This window comes from Halorubrum rarum (genome assembly GCF_048380895.1).
In the GTDB taxonomy this organism is placed as follows: domain Archaea; phylum Halobacteriota; class Halobacteria; order Halobacteriales; family Haloferacaceae; genus Halorubrum.
Map to the genome: position 1 here is coordinate 249,760 of NZ_JBLWMN010000001.1, position 19,866 is coordinate 269,625.

Genomic DNA, 19,866 nt, shown 5'->3' on the forward strand with positions numbered 1-19,866 from the left:
GGGAGCCGAATGGACTCCGACGAGCGGCGGATCGTGTCGTTCACCGCGACCTCCCACGGACTGGTACACACCTACGAGCTCTCGATCCCGATCCTCCTGACCGTGTGGATCGCGGAGTTCTCGACCACCGCCGCGGCGCTCGGGCTGGTCGTGACGGTCGGATACGGCCTGTTCGGTGCGGGTGCGCTCCCCGGCGGGATCCTCGTCGATCGCTTCGGGTCGAAGCCGATCATCATCGGGTGTCTCCTCGGCATGGCCGGCTCCTTTCTCCTCGCGAGTCTCGCGCCGAACCTGCTCACGCTCGCGATAGCGGTCGCCGCCTGGGGTATCACTGCCAGCGTCTACCACCCGGCCGGGCTCGCGCTGCTCTCGAAGGCGGTCGACCGCCGAGGGATCGCGCTCGGCTACCACGGGATCGGCGGCAACCTCGGCATCGCGCTGGGTCCGCTCGCGACGGTGCTGCTCCTGATACCGTTCGGCTGGCGCGTCGTCGCCGCCCTGCTCACCGTCCCCGCGGTGATCGCGGCGGTGTACGGCCTGACGGTCGACGTCGACGCCGCGCTCGCGGACGTCCACGAGGCCGAGATCGCCTCCGACGGCGGCGAGGCCGACGATCACGGCGACGGGACGGGAGCGGACGCCGACGATACCGGAGCGGACGGGGGAGGCACCAAAGGCGAGATCACGCTGTCGAACGTCGCGAGCGACACGCGAACCCTCATGACGCTCGGCTTCGTGCTCGTCCTGTGTTTCGTCACGTTCAGCGGACTCTACTACCGGGCGTTCCTGACGTTCCTTCCGGACCTCCTCGGGGAGGCGCTCGCGGGGCTGGTCGACGTCCAACTCGTCGACCCGGACAGCCCGTACGCCGACGAGTTCGACCCCGCTCGATACCTGTACGTCGCGATCCTGATGGTCGGCGTGCTCGGCCAGTTCCTCGGGGGGCGGATCGCCGACCGGCTCCCACCCGAGCGCGGACTGATCTACGTCATGTCGACACTGGCGGTGCTCGCGGCCCTGTTCGTGCCGGCGAGCGGAACGACGGCGACGTTCCTCGGCGTCTCGCTGTTGCTCGGCGTCGCGCTGTTCACCGTGCAGCCGCTCTCACAGGCGACGGTCGCAGCGTACTCCGCCCCCGAGGCTCGGGGCCTCTCGTTCGGCTACACGTACCTCGCCATCTTCGGCGTCGGCTCGCTCGGTGCCGGACTCGCGGGAACGATCCTCACCGTGGCGGGGTCGCAGGAGCTGTTCCTCGCGCTCGCGGCGATCGCCTCCCTCGGCGCGGTCACCGCCGTCGGGGTCGATCGGCTCGGTACGCGCCGGGACTAACTCTCCGCCGTCCCGTCCGCCGTATTTAAGAGACCCCCCGATAGATCGTGACATATGTATCACGTGCTACTCCCGATCGACGTCGACGAGGAACGGGCCCGCTCACAGGTGGATCTCCTCGAATCGCTGCCCGTCGACGCGGAGCGGCTCCGAGCGACCGTGCTCCACGTTTACGAGGCGGTCGACGCGCCGGCCGACGAGGCGGGGTCGAACGTCATCGACGACGTCAACGAGTCGATCGAGGAGCTTCAGGGCCGACCCGAGTCGGTCGATGTCGTCGAGGCACGGCTCGACGAACTCGGAATCGCGTCCGATCGGGTCGAACACGTCGGCGACCCGGCCGAGGCGATCCGGTCCGTCGCGGCTGACCGTGACGTCGACGCGATCGTTCTCGGAATGCGGAAGCGGTCCCCCGTCGGAAAGGCGCTGTTCGGAAGCGTCAGTCAAAGCGTCATCCTGAACGCGGATCGGCCGGTGCTCATCGGCAAGCCGACCGACGACTGACCGGTCGGAACGTGCGAACGAGCCGGCCCGCGTGCCGTCGGCTCCCGTCCCGCTTATGTGGTGGCCGCGTTCACCAGCTCCGCGACGGTTCGGTCCTCGAGCGTGTCGATAACGTCCGCCAGCTCCGCCGATTCGATCGAACTCCCCGCGAGGAGTCCGTCCGCCTTTTCTCGGACATCGCCGGCCGACATCGGCCGATCCGGTTCTCCGAACGGGTCCTCGATCGACCGCTCGTGACGCTCGCCGCCCGCCTCCACGGTCACTCGCGCACCCCACGCCGCGGGGAAGCGGCGCTCGATCGCCTCGTCGGTCGAGACGGTCGTCGCGTCCATCAGCCGACGGAACTCGGGGTCGTCCCACCGTGGCGGAGTCGAGCGTCGGCCGACGGCACTGAGGAACGGCTCCGCCCCGGCGTCCCCCTCGGTGAGTACCAGCGCGGCAACGAACGGGGCCGAGAACTGGCAGTCGACGAACCCGTCCGGTCGGCGTTTCGCGTCGATCGGCTCCCCGGTCAGTCGGACGCCCGCCTTGGGAAGCGCGACGTGGACGTCGTCGACTCGTCCGGGGTCGACGTCCGGGACGATCGATTTCAGCCCGTCGATCGCCGAGTGGAGGTATCGACAGCACGGATACGGCTTGAGACCCGTCTCTCCGACGGCGTCTCGGTCGCCGATCCGCTCGATCGCCTCCGGTCGGGGATCGTCTGTGTACCCGGCGAGAAAGCCGTGTTCCCCGGTTATCGGATCGGCAGCGCCGACGACGCCGGCCGCGGCGAACTCCGTCGCTTCGATCGCGCGCCGGGCGGCCAGTCCCGGGTGAAGCCGCTTGTTCCACGCGCCGTTCGCGAGGAACTGCAGCGAGCCGGCGGCCTGGCTCCCGGCGATTCCGAGCGCGTTCCGAAGCTCCGCCCGGTCGAGGCCACGGACCACGCCGGCCGCGGCGGTCGCACCGAACGTTCCACAGGTCGCGGTCACGTGGAACCCGCGGTCGTAGTGTGCGTCCGGCCCGACCGCCTCGCCCACCGTACAGGCGACGTCGTAGCCGGCGGCGACTCCCGCGAGGAACCGATCGATCGTGGCGTCCGACGACTCGGCGGCCGCGAGCGCGGCCGCGATGGTCGGGGCACCGGGATGGAGCGAGGAGGCGAGATGCGTGTCGTCGAAATCGAGGCTGTGTGCGAGCGCGCCGTTCGCGAGCGCGGCGTCCGCGGGCGCAACGCGCTCGCCGCTCGGCAGGATCGTCGCCGTCCCAGCCGTCCGCCCGGTGTCGGTGGACGGAGTGGTCGCTTCGTCGGCGACGGGTCCAGCTATCCGTCGAACCCCGTCGAGGATAGCCGGCGTCGAGTCGGCGTGTCTCGCGCCGCCGACCGTCACGGCCAGCCAATCGAGGAGATGTTTCGGGAGGTCCGGTCGGTCTCCGTCCGCTGACAGACAGTGGTCGACGATCCGCTCCGTACCCATGGTGACAGGTGCGGAATCCGCCGGTATCAACCTTCGCGTCTCGGCAGGTCGACCTGTCGGCTCGGTGCCGGAGCGCGGCGCACGTCGCCGCCCGACTCGCCGCTCCGACGTATCGACCGACGGGGGCCCGACGTATGGGACGCCGACTCACGGCGACGGGAGTTGAGAAGAGTTAAATCCGATGCAGCGCAACGACCGAATGCGCTCGGTTGGTGTAGTCCGGCCAATCATGTTGGCCTTTCGACAAGCACGGCGTCGTATCGCGCCGGTTTGGAAGACAGCCGACGACCAGGGTTCAAATCCCTGACCGAGCATCCCTACGTTCAACCGCTCCCGAGCCGTGGCTCCGCACTGCGGCGGGGCGCTACCGCCCTCGGCGAACCCTTATCAGTCGGCGTTTCGTCTGCTCGATCGATGGCCGACGCCGACCGGACCCGATCGCTTCTCGCGGCGACCGCGCTCGTCGCGACCGTCGCCACGGCCGGAAGCCTGTACTTCAGCGAAGTCATGGGGCTGGTTCCGTGCGATCTCTGCTGGTACCAGCGGATCCTCATGTACCCGCTCGTCGTCGTCGCCGGAGTCGCCGCGGTCGAGCGTCGGGCGTCGGTCTGGCGCACGGGCCTCCCGCTCTCGCTGTCGGGCGTCGTCGTCGCGGCGTACCACTCGTCCGTCCAGTTGCGCCCCGCGGCGACCTGCGGCGTCGACGGCGCGTGTACCGCGATCCTCTGGCGGGGCGGCGTCGTGTTCACCATCCCGCGTCTCGCGCTCGTCGCGTTCGCCCTGATAAGCGTCGGGTTCGGGGCGCTCGCGCTCATCGATCGGGGTCGGCTCGCACCGTGATCGGTGGGTGGAGTGCCGATCGGCGAGCGCGATCCTTTCAAACCTCGGCGACCCAGAACGACCATGAGCTTCGAGGCGCTGCCGGACGGCTGGCGGGTGTGGAACGAGGAGCCCGGTGGGCGGACGATCCTCGTCTTTCGCCCCGACGTGTTCGACGGGGACCGGTTCCCGCCGGAGTGTCTGCCGACGATCTACCTGACGAACGGCTCCCGCCGCCGTCGACCGGGAGCCGGCCAGTACGCCACGGACGAGTGGCACGTCGTGTGCTTCACCGAGCCCGAGATCGAGGTCGTCGCCGAGACGTACGACGAGCGATCGACCGCGGTCGACGCCGCCCTCGACGTCGCGGAGCGGTTCGCCGACGGCGACGTGGCGTACCGGGACGCCTACCACGTACCGCGGGAGGAGTATTTCGAACGGTTGGACGAGCTAACCGGCCGCGAGCCGCTCGAACGCGGTGGCACATAATAATGCACGATCGAGCATATATTGGGGATCGAGAGGCGTAGTTCAAACCACGAACACGAGGGTTTTTATCGACGCCACCCGATCCGATCGTATGGAATCCGGTGGGGATCACGCCCGCAGCGACGAGCCGCGAGAGAAGTGTGGCGTCGTCGGCGTCTCGCTCGCGGATCGGGCGGCCGCACGGCCGCTGTACTACGCGCTGTACGCGCTCCAACACCGTGGACAGGAGTCCGCAGGGATAGTCACGCACGACGGGTTTCAACAACACAGCCACGTCGAGCGGGGGCTCGTCGGCGACGCCTTCGATCCGGGCGATCTGGAGGCGTTGTCGGGAAACACCGGGATCGGACACGTCCGGTACCCGACCGCGGGGAGTCTCGACAAGAGCTGTGCGCAGCCGTTCTCCGTCTCTTTTAAGTCGGGATCGCTCGGACTGTCCCACAACGGAAACCTCGTCAACGCCGACGAGGTTCGCTCGGAGTTGGCGGCGTCCGGTCACGCGTTCACCTCCGACGGCGACACCGAGGTGATCGCTCACGATCTCGCGCGGAACCTCTTAAAGGAGGACCTCGTCCGCGCGGTCAAACACACGATGAGCCGCATCCACGGGTCGTACTCGCTGACGATCGCTCACGACGACACCGTGCTCGGCGTCCGCGACCCGCTCGGCAACCGACCGCTGTGTCTCGGGAAACTCGAGGACGGCTACGTGCTCGCGAGCGAGTCCGCCGCCATCGACACGCTCGACGGCGAACTCGTCCGCGACGTCCGACCGGGCGAGCTCGTCGTGTTGGAGCCCGACGGTTCGGGGTACGACACCTACCAGCTCGTCGAGTCGGAGTCGACGGCACACTGCTTTTTCGAGCACGTCTACTTCGCGCGCCCCGACTCGGTGATCGACGACAGCCTCGTGTACGAGGTGCGCCGGAAGCTCGGCCGGAAGCTCTGGGAGGAATCCGGCGTCGAGACGGACGTCGTGATGCCCGTCCCCGACTCCGGACGCGCGTTCGCGTCCGGCTACGCCGACGCCGCCAACGAGACCGCCGCGGACGGGACGCCGCGATCGGAGGGAGACGGGAGCGTCGAGTTCGCGGAGGGACTGATGAAGAACCGGTACGTCGGCCGAACGTTCATCATGCCGACGCAAGACGAGCGCGAGCGTGCGGTCCGGCTGAAGCTCAACCCGATCAGATCGACCGTTGAGGGCAAGACCGTCACGATAATCGACGACTCGATCGTCCGCGGGACGACGTCGACACAGCTCGTCGACCTCGTCCGGGAAGCCGGCGCGGCGGAGGTCCACCTCCGGATCGGTGCGCCGCCCATCATCGCGCCGTGTTACTTCGGCATCGACATGGCGACCCGCGAGGAGCTGATCGCCTCGGACATGTCGACCGAAGAGATCCGCGAGACGATCGCCGCCGACTCGCTCGCGTACCTCTCGATCGACGCGGTCGCGGAGGCGCTGGACGCGAGCCGAGCCGACCTCTGTCTGGGCTGTGTGACCGGGGAGTACCCCTTCGACGTCGAGGGAGAGACGACGGATCGCGAGGTGACCCGTCCGCAGGTCGGGCAGCCGCCGGCGGACGACTGAGCAACGCGATCACTGACCGCGGACTGCCCGACTGCGGACTGCCTGACCGCGGACTGCGTGACCGCGGACGTTCTACGTGCGGGAGGGACCACCCGACCGCCGACGTCCTGTACGGGAGGGACCACCCGACCGCCGACGTCCTGTACGGGGGAGGGGAACATGTTCGGCCGAGATCCGTCGGCTTGGATCGTATCGGGGGTTTAAATACATCGACAGTCGGACACCAATACATGACTCGGAACGCGGACGACACATCGATGAGCCGGCGTGATACGCCGATGAGCCGCCGTGGGTTCTTCCGTGCGGGTGCCGCAGGCGTCGCGGCGACGGGAGCCGTCACCGCCGGATCGGGGACGGTCGCCGCGGCGTACGACGGGTGGCTGGACGACGTCGAGAACTACGACGGGACGCACGACTACCGCGGCCGAGAAGAGGTCCGCGTCGAAGTTGGCGCGGGCAACGGGCTCCAGTTCGGTCCGGCCGCGATCCTGATCGATCCCGGAACGACCGTCGTCTGGGAGTGGACGGGCGAGGGCGGCGACCACAACGTGGCTGCGGAGGACGGTTCGTTCGAGAGCGACACTGTCGGTGAGGCGGGCCACACGTTCGAGCACGCCTTCGACGACGCCGCGGACGGAGACGTCTTCGAGTACGTCTGTACGCCCCACGAGGCGGTCGGCATGAAGGGCGTCGTCGCGGTCGGCGACGTCGACGACGACCTCGTCGATCCGGACGGCGGGGACGACGGCGGGGACGGCGGCGGGAGCGGTCGAGAGCTCACCGCGGAGGACCTCGGCGCGCTGGCCCTGGCGTTCGGCTTCGCCGGCGCGCTGCTCGTTCCGCTGTTTTACGCCGCCCACAAGCGAACGAAACACGACGAGTAGGCACCGAATCGGCGACGAGAGGAGTCGACGGGAGACGTCCTTCGTCGGCGGACGAGTACGCTAGAAGACGTGGTGTAACATCAGGTACACGCCGATCCCCATCGAGAAGGAGATCAGCCAGAGGACGGCGGCGACGAAACCGGCCTGTGCGTGTCGCGTGCGAGACAGTTCCTCCGGCGGACGCGTCGTCGCCAGCAGCAGCGCGTAGAACACGAACGGGACGCAGGCGATCGCGAGCAGGACGTGAACGGCGAGGAACGGCAGGTAGACGAACGTGTATGCGGTCTCCGGTCCGGGGAACTCGGCGGTGCCGACGAGGATCAGCCGGTAGAGGTAGCCGACGAGGAACGCGACGAACAGCGCGAGCGACGAGAGCATCAGTGAGCGATGGCGACGGACGCGTCCGCGACCGATCGCTCGCCAGCCGAGCCCGATCGTGACGATCGCCGTGGCGGAGATCACGGCGTTGACGTGCGGGATGGCGGCGAGGACGTCGTCGCTCGCGCGCGGGAGGACCGCGCTCGGGATCGCGCCGCCGACGGCACCGAACACCAGCGCGAGCGAGACGGCGGAGAGGACGACGGTCAAGAGCGGAACGTTGTCGCGGGCCCAACGCTGCATACGTGAACCGTCGCACGCGCGATAAAAACGATTACCGGTCCGGGTCGGGAGCGGTCGAACGCCCGCCCCGTCCGCCGGTGGCAACAGTCGGCACGGGGCTGGCAAATGGAAGGGCTTTTAATTGGCGACGGGATACGTAGAGACGCGACAGAACGCACCGAGCGTGGGTAGCCAAGCCAGGCCAACGGCGCAGCGTTGAGGGCGCTGTCCTGTAGAGGTCCGCCGGTTCAAATCCGGTCCCACGCATCGTACCGGGGTCCACCCCCACCGATGCACGGTGTTGTCTCTACGACAGCACCCACGCACAACTTTCGGAACGCTACATCCCGAGCGACGGCGCTCTCGTTTTTACCCGGTGACGCCGTCGGCTGACGTCGATCACGTGTCGGCGGCGTCGACGCCGCCGTGAACTGCCATCCTTTTAGTTCCGGCATCCCGGAGTGAGTCGTAATGACCGAGGACGCGACGACCGAATACGACCACGAGGAGTTGGGCCTCGTCGCCGGGCTGGAGATCCACCAGCAGCTCGATACGGCGACGAAGCTGTTCTGTAACTCCCCGACGACCGAACGCGACCCGGCGGACGCCGAGCGGGAGCTCACCCGACGTCTCCATCCGACGAAGAGCGAGCTGGGCGAGCTCGACGACGCCGCCGTCGAGGAGAGCCGGGTCGATCGGGAGTTCACGTATCTCGCGTACGACACCACCTGTCTCGTCGAAGAGGACGACGAGCCGCCCCGTCGCGTCGACGACGAGGCGCTGTCGGTCGCGCTCCAGATCGCGGACCTCCTCGACGTCTCCGTCGTCGATCAGGCCCACGTCATGCGCAAGCTCGTGATCGACGGGTCGAACACCTCCGGTTTCCAGCGGTCGATCCTGCTGGGCCAGGAGGGGGAGATCGAGACGAGCGAGGGCGGCGTCTCCATCGTGGACCTCATGTTGGAAGAGGAGTCGGCAAAACGCGTCGAGGAGACCGACGACGGCGTCGTCTACTCGCTGGACCGGCTCGGCGTGCCGCTCGTCGAGATCGGAACCGGACCGGACATCCGGAGCCCGGAGCAGGCGAAGGAGGCCGCCGAGCGGATCGGGATGCTGCTCCGCTCGACCGGGACGGTCAAACGCGGTCTCGGCACGATCAGACAGGACGTCAACGTCTCCATCGCCGAGGGGGCTCGCGTCGAGGTGAAAGGCGTCCAGGACTTGGACGGAATCGAGGAGATCGTCCGCGGGGAGGTCGGTCGACAGGCCGAACTCCTCGCGATCCGCGACGAACTCGACGCGCGGGACGCGAGCGTCGGCGACGTGAGAGACGTGACGGACGTCCTCGCGGACACCGACTCCGGCGTGATTCGCGGCGCGCTCGACGCGGGCGGAACGGTCACCGCGGTTCCGCTGTACGGGTTCGACGGACTCGTCGGCCGCGAGATCCAACCGGACCGACGGCTCGGAACCGAGCTGTCGGACCACGCGAAGCGTCACGGGGCGGGCGGGATCTTCCACACGGACGAGCTGCCCGCGTACGGCGTCACGGAGGCGGAGGTCGCGGCGCTCGAGGAGGCCGTCGGGGCGGGCGCGGAGGACGCGGTCGCAATCGTCGCCGCGGATCCGGAGACCGCAGCGCTCGCGATCGAGGCCGCTGCGGACCGCGCCGCCACCGCCATCGAGGGGGTCCCCGAGGAGACGCGCGGTGCCAACGACGACGGGACGACCCGGTACCTCCGTCCGCTGCCGGGCGCGGCGCGGATGTACCCGGAAACCGACGTACCGCCGGTCGAGCCGGATCCGTCGGACGTCGATCAGCCGGAACTGCTCGACGAGAAGGCGGAGCGGTACGCGGTCGAGTTCGGGCTCGACGAGGGGCTCGCCGAGCAGGTCGCGTACGGTCAGCGCTTTCCGCTGTTCGAGACGGCGGTCGACCGCGGGGTCGATCCGACGTTCGCCGCGACCACGCTGGAGTCGACGACGACGGAGATACGGCGGGACGGCGCACCGGTCGAGACCCTCTCCGACGACGACTTCCTCGCGCTGTTCGAACTCGTCGAGGCCGGTGAGCTCGCGAAGGAGGGCGTCCCCGAGGTGTTGACGACGCTCGCCGAGAACCCCGAACTCGACGCCGCGGCGGCGGTCGAGGAGGCCGGCCTCTCCGGCGTGAGCGAGGCCGACGTCCGCGAGGCGGTCGTCGCAGTCGTCGAGCGCAACGCCGACCAGATCGCCGAGGAGGGGATGGCCGCCTTCTCCGGGCTGATGGGCGAGGCGATGGGCGCGCTGCGTGGCAAGGCCGACGGCGAGGTCGTCTCCGACGTGCTTCGCGAAGAGATAGGCAAGCGTTCGTAGTGGCTCGCGGTCGATCTCCTCAGTCGGTCAGTTCTTCGATCAGGGATTCGACTCAGTCGGTCAGTTCTTCGATCAGGGTTTCGAGGTCGTACGTTGCGGGCGCGCGCGGTTCGTCTCGGAGGGTCGCGATCGTGAACGTCGAGTTGGTGCGTTCGACCTCGGGAATCGTCTCGAAGTCGCTGATGAGCCGCTCGACGGTGTCCGACGAGGAGAGGCGTGCGAGCACGACGAAGTCGGTCTCTCCCATCGTGAAAAACGCCTCCGTGACACCTTCGACCGAGAGCAGATCGTCGGCGAACTCCTCGTAGGGACCGTCGTAGTCGGCGAGCACCTCGACGATGACCGTCACGCCGAGCCCAAGCGCCTCGTGGTCGAAGTCGTACAGGTCGTTCTCGATGACGCCGGCGTCCTTGAGATTGTTCAACCGGTAGTGGATCGTCGACACCGGAATGCCCGTCTCCTCGTGGAGCGCCTCCGGACTGCCGGTCCCCAGATCCGCGATCGCCTTCAACAGGCGTACGTCGCGCTCGTCCATAGCCCTCCTTCGCGTGAACAACGGGTATATATTACGACCGACAGAGTTGGACCGAACTCTAACAGGAACTCGAATATCAGTCGGAGAATCGTGTCTCATCCATATGTCCGAATGTTAATCCGATAAACCACGTATTGTGATAGAGTAGTTTAAATAGTAGAATACGATTCGAACTGATAACCAATGTATTCGAGAAACCTCCTTTCGTCTCCCATTGCCGTCGCAGGGGCGTTCCTTCTGTTGGCGACGCTGTGGGGGACGTCGTTCGTCGCGATCGAAGCCGGACTGGCCTACTTCCCGCCGTTGCTGTTCGCGGGCGTCCGATACGCGATCGCGGGTGCGATCGTGTTGGCGTACGCGACCGTCGTCTCCGACCGGTGGCTTCCCCGCGACCGCCACGAGTGGCTCGGTATCGTCGTCGCCGGCACGTTCGTGATCGCGGCGTATCACGGGCTGTTGTACGTCGGCGAGCTGTACGTTCCGGGCGCGGTCGCCGCCGTCGTCGTCAGTCTCGCGCCGGTGCTGACGGCCGCGTTCGCCGCGGTGTTGCTCCCGAACGAGCGACTCGGTCCGTTCGAGATCGCCGGATTCGCGCTCGGACTAGTCGGCGTCGTCGTCATCGCCGACCCGACGGGTGCGGGGGTCGCCGCGGACGGCGATGGGCTTCTCTCGCCGGAACTGATCGGCGTGGGTCTGACGTTCCTCTCCGCAGTCGCGTTCTCGATCGGGGCAGTGTTGCTCCGGCCGCTCCGGACCGATCTCCCGATCGCCGCGTTACAGGGGTGGGCGATGCTGCTCGGGGCCGGGCTGCTGTTCGTCGGCGCGGGTGTGTTCGGCGAGTCGCCCGGTGCGATCGTCTGGAACGCGACCTCCATCGTGTCGCTCGCGTATCTCACCGTGCTGTCGGGCGTCGTCGCGTTCCTGATCTACTTCGCGCTGCTGGACGCGGTCGGACCGACGCAGCTCCACCTCGTCGGCTACGTGGAGCCCATGGTCGCCGCGATCGGTAGCTGGGTGCTGCTCGGTCACCTGATCGAGGGAGAGGCGATCGTCGGGTTCGTCGCCATCCTCGCCGGGTTCGCGGCGCTCGAACGCCGGGAGATCGCCGCGTACGTGACGACCCGGTACGGGTTCGGAAGCTAGCGCTCTGACCCGGACACCCTCTCGGAATCAAACGTACGAACAAAAGCTAACCGGCCCGTACATCGATCCGTCACATGAGAACCTCCGATCGGGTGACTACGAGTACCAACCAGTCAATCGGGGTTAAACTCGCGCGCTCGGAGCGGGCTTACGCCGGAGAGGATGTCACGTTGAGAAAGAATTTTGATAAGGGTATCATACACTCCTGTATGCATCTTCTCTGTGTCGATGATGATACGGATTTTTTGGATCTCACAACCACGTTTTTACAACGCAAACTTCCTGCGGCGACGATACACACCGCGACACGCGTTCATGACGCGCAGACACGCATCGAGACGGAACCGATCGCGTGTATCGTGAGTGATTACGAGATGCCGGGCCAGAACGGACTTGAGTTCTTACAGACGGTTCGTGAAACCCATCCGGAACTGCCGTTTATTCTCTTTACAGGGAAAGGCTCGGAAGAGATCGCCAGCGAAGCGATCTCCGCCGGAGTGACCGATTACCTACAGAAGCGCGGCCCAGAACAGTACGACCGGCTTGCCACACGCATCCGTCACGCAGTTGCCGAGTACCAAACGGAACACGAACTGCGAGAACGAGTGAAAGAGCTCACTGCGATTCAAACTATCAGCGATCTACTCACTGACAGTGACGGTCAGTTGGCAGAGCAACTCCAGCAGGTCGTTACGTACCTTCCACAGTCGCTACAGTTCCCCGAGTCGGCGGTGGCTTCGCTCTCCATCGATGAGACCGAGTTCACCTCTCCGGAGTACGACCCACCAGTCCATCAACTCACTGTTCACGACGTGACCGCTGCCGGCACTGAACTCACCCTCACAATCGGCTACACGACCGACCCAGTACCTGAGACGGACGACGTGTTTCTCCCCGAGGAAGAGGAACTGCTCACAACGATTCTGACGCTCGTCACGGCGTATCTTGACCGGCGACACGTCCTCTCAGAGCTACAAGAGGCAGACCGCCGTCTCAACCTCATTCTCGAAAACACGACCGCAGTGATGTATCTGAAAGATACTGATGGTCGGTACGTGTTTGTAAACGCTGAATACGAGCGCTTGTTCAATGTCGACTCCGAGGAGATCGTCGGACAGGACGATGAGGCCATCCACCCACCGGACATGGCTGAAACCGTCCAAGCGAACGATCTCCGTGTCCTTGAAACGGGCGAGCCGATCGAGGTTGAAGAACGGATCACGGTGGACGGTGACGAGCGAACGTATCTCTCGTTGAAAGTCCCTGCGCTGGATACTGCCGGTAACGTAGCGGGCGTGTTCGGCGTGTCCACGGAGATCACCGAACGCAAAGAACGAGAACGACAACTCGAAGCACTCAACAGAGAGATACCACGGTTATTGTCCGCTGAGACGACTGCGGAAGTCGCCGAACGCGGGGTTGTCGCCGCCCGTGAGATCTTGGATCTACAGGCGAACGCGATTCACCTGTACGACGCGGAGAACGAAGAACTGGCTCCTGTTGCGTACACTGATGCCGCTCTGGAACTCATCGGTGACCTCCCGACGTTTCGTGATACAGAGAGTATCGCTTGGCGAGTCTTTGCGGATGGAACCGCGACAGCGATCGACGACGTCCAGGACGACGCAGATGTCTATAACCCGGAGACACCGGTCCGCAGCGAGCTACACCTCCCGTTGAGTGAGTACGGTATTCTGATGGCTGGGTCGCCAACTCCTTCAGATTTCGACACGCAAGACCTAACCATCGGCGAACTACTTGCCGCCCATCTTACCACGGCGCTCTCCAACGTCAGCACTGAACAAGCGTTACGTGAGCGAGAAGCGGAACTAGAAGCCCAAAACGAGCGGCTTGAACAGTTCGCCAGCATGGTCTCACACGACCTTCGTAACCCGTTGACGATCGCATCCGGAAACCTCGAATTATATCAGCAAACCGGTGATGACTCACATCTCAAGAAAGTCGACACGTCGCTCACCCGAATGCAGGAACTCATCACCGACCTGACTGCGCTCGCGCGTCACGGCACCCCGAACAAACAACACGAACCAGTGTCCGTTTCAGAGGTGGCCCGCGACGCGTGGGAACTGACTGATACGCGGTCAGCAACCCTGTCGACGGAGCCGTGTACAGTGGTCGGTGACGCAAGCCAACTCACGGCCCTCTTCGAGAACCTGTTCCGGAACGCGGTCGGACACGGTGGCTCCGACGTCACCGTTCGCGTCGGTCCGCTTGAACACGGCTTCTACGTCGAAGATACCGGTGACGGTATTCCTCCCGACGAACGTGACACCGTGTTTGATCACGGCTACACGACGGGGTACAGCGGGAGCGGTATCGGACTCACGATCGTCTCACGCATCGCTCAAGCTCACAACTGGGACGTGACGCTTACAGATAGCAAAGAAGGCGGTGCACGGTTCGAGTTCCGAGCGACACGCTCAGTTGAAACGGCCGATCCCTAACGTACGACGATTTTGCACAACTCGGGTGACACAGACCGAGAGGACGACCGGCGGCTACGGGTTGATAAAGGTATCACCTCTCGAGGATCGTAACAAAGCCTCAGTACCCGCTCTCGTCCGCCGCGTTCCCGTGTTCCTCCAGTCGTCCGCCTTCGGTCTCCCAGCTCTTGTCCTCCGCGAACAACGCGGCGAACAGTGCCGCGTAGACGGCGCGAACGTGACCGTAGAACGCGGTGGACGATATCCCGAGCATCTCGGCGATCTCCTCGCCGGTGTTCCGTCGGGGCGACTCGAAGAACCCGCCGTAGTACGCGGTCTGGATCACCTCCGTCTGTCGGGGCGTGAGGTCCTCGAAGAGCCGCGATCGAACCGTTCGATCCGGGACGCCATCGCGGCTTTGCTTCGAGCGCAGCCGAACGTCGTCGAACGTCCGTCGAACCAGCGAGGTGACGTGCCGAACGTCGACGCTGTCCGGGACCTCGATCACGATCGTCGTCCGCTCGGGCGTCGCCGATGCACTCCGGAAGACGGCACCGTGATCCGCCAGCTCCGTCGCCAGAAACGGTTGCGCGAGCCGAAGCCTGAGGACTCCGCCGTCCGTGTCGGACGCGATCCGTTGGACGTCCTCGACGTCCACGAGCGACTCGGCGACCTCGGCGACCGCGTCGACGGAGGCGTCCTCGACGGTGACGAACACCCCGGTTCCGTCCGCCGTCCGCTGCACCCCGCCCTGATACGTGAGCGTACAGTCGGCGTCCCGAGCGATCCTCGTGAGGACGAACGACGGGTCGTCCACCTCGAACTCGATGCGCGTCATCGACGTCGACACGAGCGCGTTCCGTCGCTCGAGCGCGCTGATCGCCGAGGCGATCGTCTCGCCGAGTTCCGCAAGCACCTCCTTGGAGGTCTCATCGAGCGCGCTCTGTGTGCTCCCGTACACCGTCAACACCCCGTAGGAGAGGTCGTTGTACACGAGCGGGACGCTCGACACCGACAGGAAGTCGCGTGCCAACGCGTCGGTCCGCCACGCGGCCTCACGGAGGTCGCTCGCGACGTTCGAGACGGTCGTCACCGTTCCCGTTGCGAGCGCGCGTCCCGCCGGCTCGGTGGCCTCGTCGGACACGGGAACGCTCCGTCCGTCGAGGTAGCCGCGTCCCTCTCCGGCCCACGCTCGTGGCTCGACGACCTCGCCGGCAGCGTCGGGTTCCCCGATCCACGCGAACGCGAACCGGTCGTCCGCGGTGAGCAGATCACAGACGGCGTGGTCGATCTCCTCTCGCGTCTCCGCCCGGACGAGCGCGCGATCGACCTCTCTGATCGTCTCGTTTATCCGGTTCAGCGCGGACAGTTGGCTGTTCCGCCACTGGAGCTCCCGCTCCTGCTCTCGGAGTCGCCGCTCGCGCGCGACGCGGTCGAACGCGGCTTCGGCGGTCGCGGCGAGCAGGTCGACCAGCTCTCGGGCCACCTCGTCGAACGCGCCTGCCGCCGTCGACCCTGCGAGGAACACGCCGTGATCTCCGAGCGGAACGCACGCGAGACTCGCGAGACCGGTCGCCGGGTTCGAGAACCGACTCGCTCCGTTGCCGTCGTCGAGAAACAGCGGTTCGTCCGCGACGAAGCTGTATCCCGGAAGCGTCTCGTCGTCGATGCCGACCGGCGAGAGCGGCCCGTGCCGGCGGTCCATGGTCGACGTCGACGCGACCGGCCGAAGTACGTTCGCCTCCTCGTCGAACAGGTAGATCGCCGCCGCGTCGACGCCGACCACGTCGGGGGCGTCCGCGACGACCCGTTCGGCGATCCCCTCGTCGGTCTCCGCGTAGAGGAACTCGCGAGCCGTCCCCTGCAGCGTCGCAAGCGCATCCTCGCGCTGTTTGCGCTTCGTGACGTCCCGACAGCTGTACAGGAGGGTCCCGTCCCGGATCGACACCTCGCGGACGTTCACGAGCAGCGTGTGTTCCCGACCCGCCTTGTCGGTCGCGGTACACTCGATGTTCTTCAACACTCCGTCGTCCGCGAGTTCACCGCGATCGAACAGCTCCTCGCCGAGCAGCTCGTCTATCGTCCCGAGATCGCGTATCTCCTCGGCCGTGTAGCCGAAGATGAAGTGTACGTTCGGACAGACGTACGTGTACTCGCCCGCCTCGTTCGTGATGAGCACGGTGTCCGTCATGTTGTTGAGCGTGACGCGGTGGAGCTCCTCGGACCGCCGAAGCTCGCGTTCGAGCCCGACGCGTTCGGTGATGTCGACGGCGTCGACGATCATCGCGGAGACGCCACCGCGCTCGTCACGGACGGGCTGGACCGACAGATCCGTGACCCGCGTCTCCTCGCCGGGACCGTGTTGAACGACCGCCCTTCCCGCACGTCCCGCCATCGCGTTCTCGATCGTGTCTCGGACGTCACGGCGCACGACGTCGTCGCCCGACCAGCAGGGGAGGTTCCAGAACGGACCCTCGGCTCCCGGTACGTCGGCATCGGAATCCGAGTCGCTCCCGCCGAGCGTTCGGGCCGTGTCGTTCGCCCGACGGATCGACCCCGACGGGTCGAGCAACCAGGTTGCGGATCGACCGTCGTGGAAGACCGCCTCGAACCCACGCGCCGACCGGTTGCGCTCACGGCGAGTCCGACCGGTCTCGACCGCCGCACCGATCGCGTCGACGACGCGGTCGGCGTATGCGGGCGTGTCGTCGGGGCTTCGGGGGCCGTCGGATGTGGGCGTGTCGTCGGGGCTTCGAGGTTCGTCGGACGCGTCGATGACGACGTACTCCGTGACGCCCGCGGACACGGCATCGCTCGCGATCCGCTCGTCGGCCGCCGACGAACACAGCACGACCGGGAGCGCCGCGTCCCGCTTCCGGAGCGCTCGAAGCAGCTCCAGTCCCGTCCCCGATTCGAGCTCGTACGCGGACACGACGCAGTCCGGCTCCCGCTCGCGAACGGCGCGGAGCGCGGCGGCGACGCTCGTCGCCGACCGCGGGGAGAACCGTTCCGTCGCCCCGATCGCGTCCACGAGCGACCGCGCCCACCCGTCCGTCCCGACGACGACGACGTCGGCGCGGGGATCAGCGGGGGCGGACGGTGACGATACGGAGGTCATGGCTCATGGTTCTCGCTTCGATCGGTTGAGCGTGTCGACCGGTCGTCCCGGGACGCTTATCGGCCCCGCCGTTCCGATCGGGGATATGGATCCACTGGACCTCCGGGCGGAGACGCCCGGGCTGCGGGACGCGGCGTATCTCAACTTCGGAGCCCACGGACCGAGCCCGCGTCGCGTCGTCGAGGCGGCGTCCGAGTTCCTCCGTACCCACGAGTACGGCTCCGCCTCGAACGATCCCTACGAGGTCGCGTTCGGGACGTACGAGGACGTCCGCGAACGGATCGCCGAGTTCGTGGGCGCTCGTCCCGACGAGATCGCGCTGACCGAGAGCACGACGGACGGGATAAACAGGATCGCGAGCGCGATCGACTGGGAGCCGGGCGACGTCGTCGTTCGGACGGACCTCGAACATCCGGCCGGGATACTGCCGTGGCAGCGGCTCGAACGCGAGGGAGTGGAGGTCCGCGTCGTCGAGACGGACCGGGGCCGGATGGACCTCGACGAGTTCGCGGACGCGATCGCGGACGCGAGGCTCGTCTGTTTCAGCGCGATCACGTGGACGCACGGGACGAAGCTGCCGGTCCGGACGCTCGTCGAGACCGCGAGCGACGCCGGCGCGTTCACGCTCGTCGATGCGGTGCAGGTGCCGGGAGAACGGAGGATGGACGTCTCCGAATGGGGGGCGGACGCGGTCGCGGCCGCCGGACACAAGTGGCTGCTCGGTCCGTGGGGTGCGGGGTTCCTGTACGTCGACCGCGACGTCGCGGACGACCTCGTTCCGGGCGCGATCGGGTATCGAAGCGTCGAGACGCCGACCGCGGAGACGATCCAATATAAGACGGGTGCCCCCCGCTTCGAGGTCGGAAGCACGACCCCCGCGGCGCACGTCGGCCTCGGGGCGGCGCTCGACGCGATCGATGAGATCGGGATCGACAGGATCGAGACGCGGATCGAGTCGCTGACGGACCGGCTCAAGGAGGGAATCGACGACGCGTCCCTGTTAAGCCCTCGCGAGTTCGAATCCGGGCTCGTGTCGATCGCTGTCGACGACCCCGAAGCGACCGTCGCCCGGTTCGCGGATCGCGACGTCGTCGTGCGATCGCTCCCGTATCCCGCGGCGATTCGCGTGTCCGTCCATGCGGTTTCGACGGAGTCGGACGTGGACGCGGTCGTGGACGGGTTGTCGGCCGAAACGTAGTGGAGCGTGGACATCGCGAGATCCGATGAACCGCCCAGCCGTACGCCGTGGTTTATAAGAGATGCCGCGGCCACACTCCCCGTGACCTAAGCGTCTCGACGCGCGGCGGGTAGCGGGCGTGCGACACGTCGCCGCGTGGACCGATTCGTGTCGCCTGTTCGCCATTGTGCTCACGACCCGTTCGCACCGCCGGTAGTGGTCGGTGGTCGGTAGTGGTCGGTAGTGGTCGGTAGTGGTCGGTGGTCGGTGGTCGGTGGTCGGTGGTCGGTGGTCGGTATCTCCCGTGGAGGACCGGTCCGCCACGAGTGCGGCAACATCGGTCGGTGAACGGTGCGTTTTCCCTCCTCGCCCACACAGAGGGGGTATGAACGAGGCACTCCTGCTCGTCGACACGCTGTTCCCACGCGGCTGGGAACACTATCTGCTCGGCGGGCTCCTCATCGGACTCGGAACCGCGATCATCTACGTCGGGACGGGGATTCACGCCGGCGCGAGCACGTTCCTCGAATCGACGCTGTCGTACGGCTCGAAGCTCCGGCGCTTCCAACAGCCGCGGTTCGTCGCCTCCCGCGACTGGCGGGTCGTGTTCACGCTCGGGATCGTGTTCGGGGCCGCCGTCTACTCGCTGGCGACCGGTGAGTTCGGCTGGACGACCGAGGTACAGCCGTGGCGACTGTTCCTCGGCGGGATACTGATCGGGGTCGGAACTCGGCTCGGGAAGGGCTGTACGTCCGGACACGGCGTCTGTGGGATCGGCTCCGGATCGCGCGCGTCGGTTCTCAACGTCGCGACGTTCATGCTGGTCGCGATCGGCGTCGCACAGTTCGTGATGGCCATGGGGGTTCAACCATGAGCGGTGCGGGCGTCGTCGCGGAACACGAGGGACACCCGCTGTTCCTCCCGCTCGTCTTCCTCGGCGGGGCGGTGTTCGGCGTCGGCCTCGCGGTGAGTCAGATGGCGCGACCGGAGATCGTCATCGAGTTCCTCCAGCTCCGTGATCTCGGTCTCGTCTTCGTGATGGGTGGCGCGAGCGTCGTCGTCGGGATCACGTTCTGGGCGCTCACGCTGTCGGGGCGGTCGGCACCGCTGACCGGGAGACGCTTCGGACGTCGTCTCAAGTCGATGGACCGAGACGTGATCGTCGGCGGCGGCGTGTTCGGCGTCGGCTGGGGACTGTCCGGGATCTGCCCCGGCGCGGCGTACGCGAGCCTCGGGATCGGAAACGTCGTCATCCTCTACGGCGTCGCCGGAATGTTCGTCGGTGCGTACCTGCAGGGCTACCTCCGGGAACAACGCACCGGGGCCGCGTCGCCGTCGACGGCGGACTGACGGCGATCGAAGGGCGTCGGATCGGTCCCGCCCCCGACGAAAACGCCAAGGCGCTCCGCCGACAC

The 19,866-nt window shown here is 66.6% G+C and carries 16 protein-coding genes and 2 tRNA genes; 14 read left to right on the forward strand and 4 right to left on the reverse strand.

The window, feature by feature from the left end; all coding sequences use genetic code 11:
- Window positions 1-9: 9 nt before the first annotated feature.
- Window positions 10-1,329, forward strand: a complete 1,320-nt coding sequence (locus ACNSN7_RS01215) for an MFS transporter (protein ID WP_418280043.1) — start codon at window positions 10-12, stop codon at window positions 1,327-1,329.
- A gap of 54 nt (window positions 1,330-1,383) precedes the next feature.
- Window positions 1,384-1,833 (forward strand): universal stress protein, encoded by a 450-nt coding sequence (locus ACNSN7_RS01220; RefSeq protein WP_418280044.1) that lies wholly within the window; start codon window positions 1,384-1,386, stop codon window positions 1,831-1,833.
- 53 nt (window positions 1,834-1,886) lie between these two features.
- Here ACNSN7_RS01220 and ACNSN7_RS01225 read toward each other — a convergent pair whose 3' ends face one another.
- The gene (locus ACNSN7_RS01225) at window positions 1,887-3,293 is read right to left on the reverse strand and encodes an MmgE/PrpD family protein (RefSeq protein ID WP_418280046.1); all 1,407 of its coding nucleotides are present in this window, start codon (window positions 3,291-3,293) and stop codon (window positions 1,887-1,889) included.
- Between the two features lie 203 nt (window positions 3,294-3,496).
- Between ACNSN7_RS01225 and ACNSN7_RS01230 the strand changes: the two genes are divergently transcribed.
- The 5 genes from ACNSN7_RS01230 to ACNSN7_RS01250 all read left to right on the forward strand — a co-directional run bounded on the left by ACNSN7_RS01230 (window position 3,497) and on the right by ACNSN7_RS01250 (window position 7,079).
- Window positions 3,497-3,607: transfer RNA gene (locus ACNSN7_RS01230), tRNA-Glu, on the forward strand.
- 100 nt (window positions 3,608-3,707) lie between these two features.
- Window positions 3,708-4,133, forward strand: a complete 426-nt coding sequence (locus ACNSN7_RS01235; protein WP_418280047.1) for a disulfide bond formation protein B — start codon at window positions 3,708-3,710, stop codon at window positions 4,131-4,133.
- Between the two features lie 63 nt (window positions 4,134-4,196).
- The gene (locus ACNSN7_RS01240; RefSeq protein WP_418280049.1) at window positions 4,197-4,601 is read left to right on the forward strand and encodes a DUF5820 family protein; all 405 of its coding nucleotides are present in this window, start codon (window positions 4,197-4,199) and stop codon (window positions 4,599-4,601) included.
- 91 nt (window positions 4,602-4,692) lie between these two features.
- Entirely contained in the window at window positions 4,693-6,195 is a 1,503-nt protein-coding gene (gene purF / locus ACNSN7_RS01245; protein WP_418280050.1) for an amidophosphoribosyltransferase, read from the forward strand.
- A 230-nt stretch (window positions 6,196-6,425) separates the two neighbouring features.
- Window positions 6,426-7,079 (forward strand): halocyanin domain-containing protein, encoded by a 654-nt coding sequence (locus ACNSN7_RS01250; protein ID WP_418280052.1) that lies wholly within the window; start codon window positions 6,426-6,428, stop codon window positions 7,077-7,079.
- A 60-nt stretch (window positions 7,080-7,139) separates the two neighbouring features.
- On the opposite strand, the gene ACNSN7_RS01255 is transcribed toward ACNSN7_RS01250, so the two are convergent.
- A complete protein-coding gene (locus tag ACNSN7_RS01255; protein ID WP_418280053.1) occupies window positions 7,140-7,700 on the reverse strand; it encodes a DUF420 domain-containing protein in 561 nt (186 codons plus the stop codon).
- A 161-nt stretch (window positions 7,701-7,861) separates the two neighbouring features.
- Here ACNSN7_RS01255 and ACNSN7_RS01260 point away from each other — a divergent pair.
- Window positions 7,862-7,946 (forward strand) — tRNA-Leu (locus ACNSN7_RS01260).
- Window positions 7,947-8,150: 204 nt separating this feature from the next.
- Window positions 8,151-10,034 (forward strand): Glu-tRNA(Gln) amidotransferase subunit GatE, encoded by a 1,884-nt coding sequence (gene gatE, locus ACNSN7_RS01265; protein ID WP_418280055.1) that lies wholly within the window; start codon window positions 8,151-8,153, stop codon window positions 10,032-10,034.
- A gap of 52 nt (window positions 10,035-10,086) precedes the next feature.
- Here gatE and ACNSN7_RS01270 read toward each other — a convergent pair whose 3' ends face one another.
- Complete coding sequence (locus ACNSN7_RS01270; RefSeq protein ID WP_418280056.1) at window positions 10,087-10,569, reverse strand: Lrp/AsnC family transcriptional regulator; 483 nt, start codon at window positions 10,567-10,569, stop codon at window positions 10,087-10,089.
- A 183-nt stretch (window positions 10,570-10,752) separates the two neighbouring features.
- Between ACNSN7_RS01270 and ACNSN7_RS01275 the strand changes: the two genes are divergently transcribed.
- Window positions 10,753-11,712, forward strand: a complete 960-nt coding sequence (locus ACNSN7_RS01275) for a DMT family transporter (protein ID WP_418280057.1) — start codon at window positions 10,753-10,755, stop codon at window positions 11,710-11,712.
- A gap of 209 nt (window positions 11,713-11,921) precedes the next feature.
- Window positions 11,922-14,177: a hybrid sensor histidine kinase/response regulator gene (locus ACNSN7_RS01280; protein ID WP_418280059.1), complete on the forward strand. Its 2,256-nt coding sequence runs from the start codon at window positions 11,922-11,924 to the stop codon at window positions 14,175-14,177.
- Window positions 14,178-14,277: 100 nt separating this feature from the next.
- On the opposite strand, the gene ACNSN7_RS01285 is transcribed toward ACNSN7_RS01280, so the two are convergent.
- Window positions 14,278-17,274 (reverse strand): bacterio-opsin activator domain-containing protein, encoded by a 2,997-nt coding sequence (locus tag ACNSN7_RS01285; RefSeq protein WP_418280061.1) that lies wholly within the window; start codon window positions 17,272-17,274, stop codon window positions 14,278-14,280.
- Between the two features lie 85 nt (window positions 17,275-17,359).
- Between ACNSN7_RS01285 and ACNSN7_RS01290 the strand changes: the two genes are divergently transcribed.
- The 3 genes from ACNSN7_RS01290 (at window position 17,360) to ACNSN7_RS01300 (ending at window position 19,801) form a co-directional block, all read left to right on the forward strand.
- Window positions 17,360-18,472 carry an aminotransferase class V-fold PLP-dependent enzyme gene (locus ACNSN7_RS01290; protein WP_418280062.1) on the forward strand — a complete coding sequence of 371 codons (1,113 nt, stop codon included), beginning with the start codon at window positions 17,360-17,362 and terminating at the stop codon, window positions 18,470-18,472.
- Between the two features lie 364 nt (window positions 18,473-18,836).
- Window positions 18,837-19,325, forward strand: coding sequence for a YeeE/YedE family protein (locus ACNSN7_RS01295; protein ID WP_418280064.1), 489 nt, complete (start codon window positions 18,837-18,839; stop codon window positions 19,323-19,325).
- Entirely contained in the window at window positions 19,322-19,801 is a 480-nt protein-coding gene (locus tag ACNSN7_RS01300; RefSeq protein ID WP_418280066.1) for a DUF6691 family protein, read from the forward strand. Before ACNSN7_RS01295 ends, ACNSN7_RS01300 begins: the two co-directional genes overlap by 4 nt.
- Window positions 19,802-19,866 lie beyond the last annotated feature (65 nt).